Raw genomic sequence first — 12,936 nt, forward strand, 5'->3', positions numbered from 1 at the left:
CCTCATTTATTCCACATTTTTTATTAAAAGAAAGAAAAGAGCATAACCAGATGCTCCTGTTCCATTTTCCCCCAACATCGGCAACCGGAAACGCCCTTTTCTTATTTTCTTACTAATCGGTAAATCGTTTATCTATTAATAAATATATGTCATATCTATTACTTTATTATTCAATCTTCTTCATTATCCGATCCCAACGGGTTTTATCTGTATTCCTATTCTTCGAGTACCAAATACGAGTTGCTTTTCCGACAATATACTCTTCCGGCAGCATTCCCCAATAACGGGAATCCTTAGAGTTAGCCATCTTATCACCAGAGACAAAATAATAATTCTTCATAAAACGATATTGATGTACCACACTATCGCCTAATAAAACATTACCATTTTTGAGATACAACTTCTTCTTTTGTTCCCAGCCAATCAATTGCTTATAAAGTAGATAAGTGGTATCATTCATTAATACACATTGTCCTTTCTTAGGAATAGACAATGGTCCAAATTCCCGGATATTCCAGTCCAGATGCTCATCATTTGGGAAAGCTTTTGTCACAATTCCCCATTTCTCAGGACTCTCCAAATCGGCTAGTTCAATTTGAGCCTCCCTATTTCCTAATACCTCATCACAACCACGTATTTTATAAAGTCCATTTCTTATCTCCAAAGTATCTCCGGGAAGTGCAATACAGCGCTTTACAAAAAAACGCATGATGTCCATTTGAATACAATCCCACCCTTTCCGATAAGGGAAGTTAAATACTAATACATCATTACGCTTCAAATCTCCCAAACCCGGAAGTCTATAAATTGGCACTTCTTTATTCTTCAATGCCGCAGACACATCAAATAATCGTGCTCCATCTATCAACTTATTTACTAAAATATAATCACCATCTTGCAAAGTAGGCTCCATTGAATCCGAAGGAATCTTGAATGAAGCAAAACAAAAAAGTTGAAGAAAGAATAATACGACACAAGAGCAGACCCCCCAAAACACTATATTCAGGGCAGCATTCAACCATTTCATTATGCGGTTCATTCCTATATTCATCGTTTCTTTTGTAATTCTATTAATTCCTGATATGCTATTAATCCCAAAATTGACTTAACCTCATCTTTATATGCTGCAGGCAACTGTTTAACCAAAAGCTCTTGGTTTCGAACAGAATCCTTTTGTAGTTCAGCTAACTCTCCCTGTTGTTTCGTCACCATTGTTACCAGATAGTTTCCCCATTGAGATATAACCTTCCAATGCTTCTCTGCGTAATCAAAAGATTCGTCTGCTTTCACTACAGCTAAGGTCATCATCAACATATTGGAAGCCATCTCGATACCATAATCATTCACACTCTCCTGATGAATAGCAATCGGAAAAAAACCAATATCAAAAGGAGGAAATTGTTTAAGCCAATAGCCATTCTCGCAAAAATCAAAAACAGGTTTTAATGTACCTTTCATCCAATCCATGCGTTCAAAAAACATTAAATAAGGAAAGCTATCAAAAGCATCTCTTACTCTACCCACGATACTACTATAACACAACAAACCGCCGTCCGGAGCAACTGAAAGTCTGCGAGTAGCCATAAAGTTCCGATAATACGGAAGCATTTTCTCAGCATTTATCTTACTCTCCTGCAAAGATAATTTCTGAGAATAATACAGATCAGTCTCATTACACATACTTTGTAATGACCGGTATTCATCTCCTATATTTCTCAATACATCTTTAATACTCGTATTTTTATTTTTCTGCCAATAATAGGGTAAATTCTCACCAAAATATTGTAATACCTCTCCTTCTTCATATCCCAAAAGCAATACACCACGATCCATACCCTTACGCATCATATTCTTCTGCGTCAAGATTACACGACCATCCTTACATACAGATTGTACATCCTCTGCCTTCACCGCCAAATACAAACTATCTCCTTGTATTATCTTCCATCCCTGCTCCACAGAATCTTTTACTTTAACTCGATCAGACATCCATTCCATATCCATATCGAATGAGATATCAACATCATGTTGCTGACCATCGGTAGACACTATTTGATAAGAAAGAAACCCTACCGGACATCCCATAAATTCCTCGTTCTGCAACAGAGAAGGTGAAACAAAATTGAGTTGAAGCTCCATACTGCCACATTGAAAAGCATAACGCGTTTGAGTTGCCTGAATATCAACTGATTTCAATCGTGCAGTATCCACATCATCATACTCCTTATTCTCCGCATACAATCCATAGTCTAATAGCGCATTATATGAAATGTCATAGCAATGGGCAGCAAACACATTATCTCCAGCTTTCAATTTCCGGACAATTGTATCAGAAAGTTGCCGACAATGAGTTGTTTTGTTCGTATAATTAAAGCGTACCACCTCATCACCATTACAATAGATAGTAGCTACATCGTCACAAAGAAAGCGAATATACAATTTACAATTGTTCAATGCTTCCTTATTTAACATCACATGCCTGCGAACATAAATATTTTCAGCATCCCAGAAAGTATTAGTCATATACCAGGTATTCTCAGTTCCAAACGCGGCTCTTCCTTCGTGCCAACCGGTATCGTTATATTCCCTTTCTTTCCAGCCGTCTCCCGGATATAAAAAAGAATATTTCCCTTTCCATCCGCAACTATCTCCTGCCAATGGAGCCAAAGCTTGAATACGCAATGAGTCCGCCCCCATGAAACGGTAGCCTTTGCCATCTACATACAATATACCCATTAATGGAAAATCCTTCCCTTTGGGTATATGTAAATACTGATGATGCAAAGTATCTCCCGACACTTCAACCGAGAAAGTCGGAGCCAAAGGAAGCAATATATGACGAGACGGATGTATATCATTTGTCATTACCTCAATGTGCTCTGATGAATCACAGGCAGTCAGCAAACTAATGATATACAAACATATCATTAACAATTTGCCATTATAGTTTGTCTTTCCTTTTATTTCCATGCCTGATAACCATTTTCGTAAACAAATATTCTTTCCTGTATTCCACGTGTAAGATTGCGCAATAGCAAGACTGTATTTCGGGGAACATTCCGATAAACAAGAGAGTCGGCACTTGCTTTCACTTTACCAACCGATTTCCAGTCCCCATTACAATAAAATAATTCAAACGTATCTCCGGGACGAATATAATTATCCCGATTTGCAGGAGTATAAACAATCCTCTCTACCTGCATAGGTTCTCCTAAGTCCAATCCTGCCCAACCACCGTCATTCTCCAAATAATCAAAACAAGTCCATGTCTGACCGTCAAAGGCATTTGGATATTCATGGCTACCATCCAACTGATAACAGCCATAAGTGCCTATAGGATTCCCTTTCAACGGAATGGTATCATTCACACCATAAAAAGCAATTTCAGCAATTTGAGAATGAGTGTTTTTGTATCCGAAATATCGGATATATCGGTACTTCTTGTCACTCCAACTTTTTACGGACGTATACATCCGATTAGGTTTACTTTGAACCATAAATAAGGTATCCTTTTCAGAGAAGTCAGCCTTATTGCTACCTTCAAACACGCCACCAATCAATCGCTCCCTAAATAAGTTCTCCTTTTCAAGCGGAAACTTAGCGTATAGAACAACACCTTCCGTCTCATCTGCACAAGAATAAAAATGCAATTCATTGCTCATTCTATGTATATAAAAAGGATCAGTAATAAAAGATAGTTTTCCTTTTTCATAAGTGCCGACACGAAGAACTGCACCTTTCCGAATATCTCTAAAAACCAATTCACCGCCATCATATTCTGTCCAGTCCACCGGAACCCATCTGTCACGATTGGTAATACATAAATAGGCTATTTTTCCTTTCGCTTCATCTTTATTTATTTTAGACGAAGGAATTCGCAGTTGCCTCATATAATACTTAGCATAAGAATAGGTCACATCTTTAAACTTTGGAAGCTTCCAAAATGGATACAAATCCTGGCTTAGATTAGCCATCTCATCATATAACTCTCTGTTTATACTAAAAGTATAACGATAAACTTTTGCTGCATCGTCATTATTATACCAACCATCCTTACAAGTATACACAAAAGGATCCGGAAATTCTGTTTTACAATCTCTCCCATTCTGATCCCACGCCGTCAGCCAGAAATGTCCTGCATTCGCAAGATCACATCCCAAAATAAAATCTATCGCACACGGAATACCTAAAGCTCGAAGTAGATACATTCCAAAATCAGTACGATCTCGACACGTACCAGTCATGTTGGGAACATATTTCGGACCTATGTGTCCAAAAGTATATGGAGCAACGGTAGAATTACGCTGAAATTTATCAGGCAACCTACTAATCAGGTAGTTTGCAGCAACGATAGGATTTTCTTTATCCAGCTTATCTGACATACGCAAAGAATCAAGTAATGAATTATATTTCTCATAATACTCTTCGCGCCAATAAGTCAAAGGCTCATCATCAATACGATACGGCAATATATATTGACAGAAAGCATCAAAAGTCACATGTTTTGTCCAAGGTTGCTCTTGCCATACTTTAAATGCCCATTCTATATTATTACATAAATAAGCAGAATCAACTTCCATCACATCACATTTCTTGTCCAATTGCCCTATCGGTCCAAATACCTTTTTCACAGAATCAGCAATCTCCTCCGGTGCCCTTTTGGGATAAGTCTTCAACCAGACATAATACATTTTATAGTTTTCCAGTTGTTCACCGGTAGAATACTTATAGTAAGGTGAATTCTCAATCAAGAAACAAGCCGCTTTGTACTTCAGACTATCAGCCGGATCTTTTTGGTAATAGCGAAGTACTTTCTCTAATTCATATCTGTTATCGCCGGCCAATTGCAAAGAAGCTTCCAATGGAGATATTGACTCTACTTTTTCAGTGGTCAATAAATCCACAATTTGCCATCCCAGCACGATTAGCAATACTACAAAGACAATTTGAAATCCATACCGTTTTACCATCTTTTTCTCATCAATATCTAATATATCTTTTTCTGATTAAACATATCTATTTTACTCTACAGCAAATCGAACGTAATCTAACCTTATATGTCATTAAGAATCTCTTTCAAATTATAACAATAAAATGTAGACGAATCAACCTTTTCTTTATATGCAACAAGAGTTCCCATTTTATCAATATCAATCGAATTCACATATTGATCTAATATAATTTGAGACCTATAATTACCATCTATATCAAAAACACATATGACATTACCTTCCTCTACTCCATTTTTAGTCTTTAAACACAAAAATAAATTATCATATGAACCTATATCTAGAAAATAATATTTTAGATCAGGATCAGGCGAATCCATTTGATCTTTATCCGATCCCCAAATAAGTTGTGGTACAATTTTGTTACCTTCATCTAAATGTAATAATTCCAATCTATCTATATAATTATAAGCCAACAAGATATGACTTCCTATTACATCAAAGTCGTAATCAAAAGCGGTATATGATACACTTTCTCCTCTCTTAAGTGCACATTGATCTCTAAGCGTGCAGAGATAAGTATCATAATCTTGTTGGTTTTGCAAATTTACTAAATGAAGTTTTGTATCTCTTCCATCCTCTTTCATAAGGAAAACAGAATCATTCATTTGAATTATTTTTGTAAACGGTCTACAAAGATTATCATCATCTTTAAGTAATGAATATTTGCGTTTTAAAGTAAACTCACTATTTTCAATACTATATTTATATAAAGAGCTTTTCATTATATCATATAAAGTAATAAAACCAAACTCTTTATTACTTCCCCATTTTTTTGTAACAAATTCACCAGGTCCCTGGCCTGTTTTCCCAAAACTATATAGGAATTTGAGTTGAGGATAAGAATAGACAGAAATAAAATTTTCTAAACTATTAGAACAAAAAACAATTTTATCATCCATAATCTTCCAATGATACAAACGAAAAACCTGAGAAATTTCTACCGAATCACGGCATTGTATTTCTTTCTTGATTCCACAGACCATTTCTTTCACAGGTATTTGAAGATTATCTTTCTTTTTTTCTTGGCAGCCAACTAAGAGACAAACAAGAATGAATATACATATATTTTTCCTCATATAAAATATAAGATTTGACATTCTAAAAAAGAAGGGAAACAATTTGATTTATTTTTAAATAAAATCTGATTCTCTTCATTTCTATTATATATTTATTTTCTACTACCTACAAAATTTCGCATCTTTGTCCGGTGCATTATTAACTCATTTTGGACAACAATCATATGCTCCTCCATCCTTACTACCAAACTTTGTATAACCATTTTAATAGTTACATTTATCTGTTTCATCAGAACCTACTAATGATTCCATATTTACTAAAGTTAATTCCGAGAAACGAACATTACTTTTTGATGAGTACATATTATAACCAACTACCATTGCAACAAATAATGTTACTAAAATAAACTTTTTTACTTTTCCATTTTATCTATTCAAATTAAAATTCAAAAATACGAATACTGTCTCTATAACTCCTCTTAAAGAAAGCAAAACGTATTTGCCACAATTGATAAAATTCTTATCTTTACCCATCTTCTTTCTTACTAAGGATACAGGAATAGGTGATACCAGTAATCCGGCAAGATTAAGACAGTAATCATACTGTTCCTTTTTAATAAATTAACATTATCTTTTTAGTCTATAGAAATTCAGTTTATTATTAGCACCTTTCACTCTTCTAATTTTAGTAGCTTCATCCATTTTTAATAACTAGATTATATTGTTGCATCATACAATATCAAATTTAATAATCGTTCTTCTTTAAATATTCAAACTTCTATGATCTTTAAATATTTTCGACCATGAAAGTAAGGAATAAAAACGAAAATGCAAAATAATGTTGCTGACCATTTCGGACCAACCATATTTATGATAAAAATTTCTTTTTTATCGTCCTTTCTTCGAATATTTTTCGGATTTTATTGCATTTACCCTCATAATCGAACAAGTTTTTGATAGGTCATCTATCCTAAAAATCTTTTCACACACTCATCGTTCCCATTCAATAATCCATCCGATGAAATAGATTCTTTAACCATTGAATCATTCAGATAAGCTGCCGATTGAGTTAATACTTTCCAATGCAAATCTGCATATCCTGAATTTCCCTCTGCATCCACAGTCGCCGCTACCATCATCAACATATCAGCCCCACCTCAACACTACAATCCTCAATTTTCGCCTGACGATTAATCTTCGGAAACAATCCGATATCATACGAAGTCCTATACCTATTCCCTACAGATTTCAACAATTCTTCAACACTACCACTCCCACTCTTATTCCAATACAGGCTTAAATTGTTCCCTTTATATTGCAAAGCACGATTCTCTTCATACCCCAGAAGTAAAACACCGTTATCCGGATGCTCTCCACACAATTTCGGACATAGACATAACACTACATGACCATTATCAAATGAACTTTCTGTTCGTTCCTTTTTAGCTCCCAAGTACAATCCGGAAGATTTAATAATCCGCCAATCCTGTTCTAAACCATCTCTTACCTCGCTTTGACCAAACATCCACTCTATGTCCACATCGAACAAGATTTCTATATCATATTTTTCTCCGTCTTCTACAGACACTTGATAGGTAATAAAGGCAATTGGTGCTCCTTCTGTGATTTGCCCCTTTAATAATCTAGGAGAAACAAAATCAAGACATAATTCTACGTCACCACATTGAAAACATATAATGAGTTTGAGTAGTTTGCACATCCATTCGTTAAAAAAATGCTGTATCCACTTCGCCATATGTTTTATCTTCCATATACAAACCAACATCCAATAATGCCGCTCCCTCATCATTGCATCCATATGCAGCAATTACATTATCACCTTCACACAGCCGTTATCTTTCTTTATCTGTAAATTGCCGACATTTTGTCTGAGTCATAAAATGATTTACCTGCAATAAATATTCCCCATTACAATAAAACTTCATTTGATTGTCGGCAATATAGCAAAGATATAATTTCCGTTCTTTCAAAGTATCCGGATCATTTATAGAAATTACGGCTGCTGACACACAAATAAGCTATCTTCCCATTTCCTCTCTCCGGATATAGTTTTGAAGAAGGAATCTTCAATTCCTCATTATAAGAGAAAGCATATTAAAGAGTCACATCTTCGAATTTAGGCAAACGCCAAAATGGATGTATTTCTTCCTGCTGCATAGCCATCGCCTCACATATAGCCCGATTAAGACTGAAATGATAGCGAAATACCTTCGGACTATTCTCACTTTTATAATAGAAATCATCACGAACCGGTCCTAATTGAGATGGAAACTTCCACATATATTCTTCACCATTTTTATCCCACGCTACCATCCAAAAATCCGAAGTATTCTAATCCCCTCACATTGGCAGAAAGTCTATTGCACAAGGAATTCCCAAAGCTGTATAAAGATAAATACCAAAATCGGTAGCATCTCGACAAGAACCGGATAATCCCTGAACATATTTAGAACCCAAATGTCCCAATTTTCCGGGTATGAAAGTTGTAAAATGATATTTTTTAATCGGTAGTCTTTTTCTCAAATAATTAGCCACAATAATAGGATCTTCTTTATCCAGCTCATCAGACATCCTCAAAGAGTCCAATAATGAATTATACTTTTCATAATATATCTCACGCCAATAAACTAACGGTTCATCATCAATACGATACGGCAATATATACTCACAAAACACATCAAATGTAATATTCTTACCCCATGGTTGCTCCTGCCAGACTTTAAATGCCCATTCTATATTACTGCATAAATAAGCTAAATCTATTTCCTATATATCTCGTTTTTTTCTAATTGTCCTAATGGACCAAATACTTTCTTCACAGAGTCCGCAATTTCCTCAGGACTCTTATTTGGAAAACGTTTCAACCAAACGTAATACTTTTTATAGTTATCTAGCTGTTTTCCTATAGAAAGAGATAGGTATAGTAAGACACATTCTCAATCAGAAAACAAGCCGCTTTATATTTAAGACTATTAGAAGGATTCTTTTGATAATAGCAAAGTACTTTTTCTAATTCCAACCGATTAACATACTTTCTATCCCCTTTATTTTGTGTTGCATATCTCACACATTACAAGCTGTGGATACTCATCCTCTTAACGTCTTTTACATGACAACTGTGTTTTTCTCCTATTATTATATATATGTATATTACAGTCGAAGTGTGGAACAATTATAAAAGAAAAGGAGCAAACTGAATACTACCATTACTTTCCCGAATGATGGCAACAATCAGCCCCCCTTTTCTTCAAAAACAAATAATTTATAGAATTTACAATTTTCAATATACCCTCAGAATTTAAATTATATGAATATCGTATCTTCTATGAGTGCGAATTTAGGGTATAAAATCACGAATACCAAAGAATAAGCCTGACAAATTCGGACCAAACCCTTTTTATCTAAAAATGCCCCATTTCATCGACATAATTCTACACATTTTATTTTATTCAAGTACTATGTTTCTTTGAAATAAGTTATTCTTTTATCATTCGCATAACAGATAAATATATTAATCTTATCTACTTTTACAGAACAAGGAGCATAAGATATGAAATAGATCCGGCAAAATCCATGACTCATCATTATGCTCCTTCAAAAACCCTGTTAATTATCTACTACTCTTAACCAATGCGAAACTTCACTATTGGTTGGTCATTATTTACATCTGTTGCTATTATAGTTTTATTAATCTCATCAACCCAAATTCCAGATATATAATGGTCAAGTATATATTTACATAATGGTTCTCCTCTCAAATCGAATACATATATATACTTTCCTCCACTAGGAATACGACCATGTTGCTGTGCTATGTCTTTAAAAGTAGTTCCACAAAATACTGTATAAATAGCACTATCAGTAACTTGTACATCACTAAATCCCATAATTCCTGTTGGTACTCCATACCCCCCCGTAATACGGAATTCAGGCTCTCCATGTTCACCTATGCGCACAACATGAGTAGTATCTTTTAAATTATAGACTTCTATCACTTCCCCCAATTGAGTTACAGATGCTAATACACCATTGTTAGGATTATAATCCAAGAAACTTCGCCATACTTGGGCCAAAGCCGGACGCGCATTTTGCAAGGCTTCCTCATTAGCTGATGGAATCTCACCTATCTTATTCATAAGTTTTCCATTACGATGAACCCAACACAAACGTTTTTCTCCTGAATAATCAGGAATAATAAAAGTTGTATCATTATATATAACAAAATCAAGAGGTCTTAATAAATCTCCATCCAATGTCACCGCTTCATCACGAAGAAGTGAATCACAGGATGGAGAAAAACCCAACCTAGTTAATTCATTTTTATTTGCGTCTAACGTCCACACTTTATGATTATCAAACCGTATATTATTTATAGACAACATATCTGTAGGGGAATCACCACGTTTACCAAAGGAGGACAAATACCGAAAATCAGGGTATTGAAATAGATGACCGTAATAATCGGGAGCATGTAAATCCATAATAATGGTTTTATCTCCATCCACTTGTATTCGAAAGGGATATCGAAACAAAGCAGAGTCTAGTTTAATCACTTCTCCGTTTATTTCTTTTTCTCGTGGAAAATTAGAGTAAAAATATACATCCTCACCATATTTCTTCTTGTTTATACTACATGAGATCAAAAGAAAAAAAAATAGAATACTAATGTAGTACTTCATCTATAATCACCTCCAGTAATAAACTCAACTCCCTTATGATCTATCGGGCAATCAATAGGACCTATCAAAAAACATCTAACAGCAATTGTACCTTCATCTCCCGCCAAAGCTTCTATATTTTGTAATAATAACAAATTTTTTTTATCCTGTCGTTTTTTTTGAACGCCCCAAAGAGCTAAAATACACAAAAATAAAAATACAATCAACTTCTTCATTTTATTCTATGTTTATTAATATTTAAATTATGGGTGCAAATGTAAAGAACCAAAAGCAAAATACAAAAAAAAATGGCTGACCATTTCAGACCAACCAGTTATCCATCAAAAACACCCGATTCCATCGAGCTATTTTTAATCGTTCATTAAAGCCTATTTCAACTAAAGCAGCAACTGATAACTACTTGAAGTATTCCTTTTTATATCTATTGTAGGCTCAACCTCCTGGATACAGGAACGTAAACGACCAATTGCTTTATGAAGTCGATCTGCTGTGCCAGCACGATTTAACCATAGTTTTTCCATAATGTGCTTATCCGTCAAAATATATTCATCATCTTTCGCTTTTAAAAATAATTCCAACAATTGACAAGTCTGAGGCTGAAGTTTATTTTGTACTCCACCTATTTTCTCTATTTTTCGTTGCTCTGCATAAAAAATAACATTATCATGTAACATATAAGAACGAACAGGAGTATTAGACACTTCTTGTACTATTTCTATAACAGGTATCTCAATAATCTCCCTTTTTGATATTGAATTTACTTTTCTTATAAGAACAAGACATAACTTATAAGCAACAAATACACAAGCTGAATACAGGAATAAATAAAGTAAAATATCCGAATACATTATGCCCCATAATGAGTAATTAAGATATCCTATTATCTCAATTTCACAAGCATAACCTACATAAACAGTAAATACTAATTTAGATAAAGAACACCATTCACTACCCGAAGTACTTTTTGACTTTATTCCTCCATCATTTCCCATAACAGAAATACATAAAGCCGATTTACCATACACATTATACTTTCCTAAATTACCGCCCCAAATCATATTCAAAGAATCAGGATTAATAGGATATTTTTTAAAAATCAACGAATGCAAAGAACGTATATTTGCATCATCAGTAATATTCATATGATGCTTTTTAGGATTTAGCCGATACCAATGTTTTCCTTGCTCATCTTCAAAATAAACGGAGTCAGGTATATTAGAAACCATAAAGTTTCTAACATTATATTTAAATGAAAAGCTTCCTTCTTGATTTCTATTTTTTAATTCCTGACTAAAACTTTCAATAAAAACTTCTTTTGCTTTCTGTTTAATTTCTATCTGCTTAGATTCATAAGTATATCTACAGATCAGAAAGAATGCAATTCCTCCAATACAGATTAACACCAATAACAAAATAATATTTGTACGTCTCATAATGTTTGCATTTACGCTTTTTAGTAGGGCAAAGATAACACTTAGTTATCAATTTCATTCAAATCCTATAAAACAAAAATATCTACTTACCGAATATTATTAATTATACTCGGTAAATTAGAGTTAATACAAAACGTTTTTAACCGTTCAATAATATAACTTAAAAAAATAAGCTAATATACTTCCATTGAATCTTAGCTTTATTTGTGGTCTCAACTCTTTAAGACTTCATATTAAATAACCCAAATAACAATTATATTATAGTTACACTATTATCAAGCATACAAATAAGTGTTTTATACATTAATAAAATAAGATTATTAAATTACTATTACGACAAAAGTAGAAAACAGTAATTTAGATACAAAAAGAAATAGGTGACCATTTGCGACCACCTATCTCTTTTATTTAAAATTCCTCATTTCATCGAGACTTAAAATAATTCTATTTCATTACAAAATCTAAACAATAAGCTGATAAGTATCTAAATTTTCTCTTTCAATGCGAATAGTAGAATCAGGCATTAAATAAGTTCGTAAACGTGCAACGGCTTTATGTATACGTTTCAAATGTCCGGATCCATCTAGCCATAAGGTATTCATGATTTCAGAATCTGTCACTATATAATTTTCAGAATTTAAAAATAATTCTAATAGTAGACAAGCTTGTAATGGCATTCTTTTCTTGATCCCATCTATCTCAATCACCCTTTGCTCAGCATAAAATAAAACTTTATCATGTAAGATATATGAACGTACAGGAATGTTAGACATTC

12 protein-coding genes are annotated in these 12,936 nt (G+C 33.8%); all 12 read right to left on the reverse strand.

Translation table 11 applies throughout. The features are described from left to right. Positions 1 to 166 precede the first annotated feature (166 nt). Positions 167 to 1,039, reverse strand: coding sequence for a signal peptidase I (gene lepB / locus PHO71_RS04860; protein WP_300200029.1), 873 nt, complete (start codon positions 1,037 to 1,039; stop codon positions 167 to 169). Positions 1,040 to 1,047: 8 nt separating this feature from the next. Beyond that, positions 1,048 to 2,970, reverse strand: a complete 1,923-nt coding sequence (locus tag PHO71_RS04865; RefSeq protein ID WP_300199751.1) for a DUF5127 domain-containing protein — start codon at positions 2,968 to 2,970, stop codon at positions 1,048 to 1,050. Further along, the gene (locus tag PHO71_RS04870; RefSeq protein ID WP_300199753.1) at positions 2,961 to 4,970 is read right to left on the reverse strand and encodes a transglutaminase domain-containing protein; all 2,010 of its coding nucleotides are present in this window, start codon (positions 4,968 to 4,970) and stop codon (positions 2,961 to 2,963) included. Before PHO71_RS04870 ends, PHO71_RS04865 begins: the two co-directional genes overlap by 10 nt. An 83-nt stretch (positions 4,971 to 5,053) precedes the next feature. Beyond that, entirely contained in the window at positions 5,054 to 6,088 is a 1,035-nt protein-coding gene (locus PHO71_RS04875; RefSeq protein WP_300199756.1) for a BF3164 family lipoprotein, read from the reverse strand. A gap of 905 nt (positions 6,089 to 6,993) precedes the next feature. After that, on the reverse strand, positions 6,994 to 7,173 hold the full coding sequence (locus PHO71_RS04880; RefSeq protein WP_300199759.1) for a hypothetical protein: 180 nt from the start codon (positions 7,171 to 7,173) through the stop codon (positions 6,994 to 6,996). Further along, entirely contained in the window at positions 7,167 to 7,784 is a 618-nt protein-coding gene (locus PHO71_RS04885) for a DUF5127 domain-containing protein (protein ID WP_300199762.1), read from the reverse strand. Before PHO71_RS04885 ends, PHO71_RS04880 begins: the two co-directional genes overlap by 7 nt. 359 nt (positions 7,785 to 8,143) lie before the next feature. After that, entirely contained in the window at positions 8,144 to 8,329 is a 186-nt protein-coding gene (locus PHO71_RS04890; RefSeq protein ID WP_300199765.1) for a hypothetical protein, read from the reverse strand. 60 nt (positions 8,330 to 8,389) lie between these two features. Further along, complete coding sequence (locus PHO71_RS04895; protein WP_300199768.1) at positions 8,390 to 8,725, reverse strand: hypothetical protein; 336 nt, start codon at positions 8,723 to 8,725, stop codon at positions 8,390 to 8,392. Between the two features lie 947 nt (positions 8,726 to 9,672). Beyond that, on the reverse strand, positions 9,673 to 10,728 hold the full coding sequence (locus PHO71_RS04900; protein WP_300199770.1) for a BF3164 family lipoprotein: 1,056 nt from the start codon (positions 10,726 to 10,728) through the stop codon (positions 9,673 to 9,675). Further along, the gene (locus tag PHO71_RS04905) at positions 10,725 to 10,943 is read right to left on the reverse strand and encodes an NVEALA domain-containing protein (RefSeq protein ID WP_300199772.1); all 219 of its coding nucleotides are present in this window, start codon (positions 10,941 to 10,943) and stop codon (positions 10,725 to 10,727) included. Before PHO71_RS04905 ends, PHO71_RS04900 begins: the two co-directional genes overlap by 4 nt. Positions 10,944 to 11,105: 162 nt before the next feature. Then, the gene (locus tag PHO71_RS04910; protein WP_300199775.1) at positions 11,106 to 12,161 is read right to left on the reverse strand and encodes a helix-turn-helix domain-containing protein; all 1,056 of its coding nucleotides are present in this window, start codon (positions 12,159 to 12,161) and stop codon (positions 11,106 to 11,108) included. A gap of 461 nt (positions 12,162 to 12,622) precedes the next feature. Further along, positions 12,623 to 12,934, reverse strand: coding sequence for a hypothetical protein (locus PHO71_RS04915; protein WP_300199778.1), 312 nt, complete (start codon positions 12,932 to 12,934; stop codon positions 12,623 to 12,625). Positions 12,935 to 12,936 lie beyond the last annotated feature (2 nt).

This window comes from Bacteroides sp. (assembly GCF_028690125.1).
In the GTDB taxonomy this organism is placed as follows: Bacteria; Bacteroidota; Bacteroidia; order Bacteroidales; family Bacteroidaceae; genus Bacteroides.

What these genes read in the sequence shown, in the direction of transcription:
- lepB (WP_300200029.1), bottom strand. Translation starts at nt 1,039, where the DNA reads ATGAACCGCATAATGAAATGGTTGAATGCTGCCCTGAATATAGTGTTT.
- PHO71_RS04865 (WP_300199751.1), bottom strand. Translation starts at nt 2,970, where the DNA reads ATGGAAATAAAAGGAAAGACAAACTATAATGGCAAATTGTTAATGATA.
- PHO71_RS04870 (WP_300199753.1), bottom strand. Translation starts at nt 4,970, where the DNA reads ATGGTAAAACGGTATGGATTTCAAATTGTCTTTGTAGTATTGCTAATC.
- PHO71_RS04875 (WP_300199756.1), bottom strand. Translation starts at nt 6,088, where the DNA reads ATGAGGAAAAATATATGTATATTCATTCTTGTTTGTCTCTTAGTTGGC.
- PHO71_RS04880 (WP_300199759.1), bottom strand. Translation starts at nt 7,173, where the DNA reads ATGTTGATGATGGTAGCGGCGACTGTGGATGCAGAGGGAAATTCAGGA.
- PHO71_RS04885 (WP_300199762.1), bottom strand. Translation starts at nt 7,784, where the DNA reads ATGGCGAAGTGGATACAGCATTTTTTTAACGAATGGATGTGCAAACTA.
- PHO71_RS04890 (WP_300199765.1), bottom strand. Translation starts at nt 8,329, where the DNA reads ATGTGGAAGTTTCCATCTCAATTAGGACCGGTTCGTGATGATTTCTAT.
- PHO71_RS04900 (WP_300199770.1), bottom strand. Translation starts at nt 10,728, where the DNA reads ATGAAGTACTACATTAGTATTCTATTTTTTTTTCTTTTGATCTCATGT.
- PHO71_RS04905 (WP_300199772.1), bottom strand. Translation starts at nt 10,943, where the DNA reads ATGAAGAAGTTGATTGTATTTTTATTTTTGTGTATTTTAGCTCTTTGG.
- PHO71_RS04910 (WP_300199775.1), bottom strand. Translation starts at nt 12,161, where the DNA reads ATGAGACGTACAAATATTATTTTGTTATTGGTGTTAATCTGTATTGGA.
- PHO71_RS04915 (WP_300199778.1), bottom strand. Translation starts at nt 12,934, where the DNA reads ATGTCTAACATTCCTGTACGTTCATATATCTTACATGATAAAGTTTTA.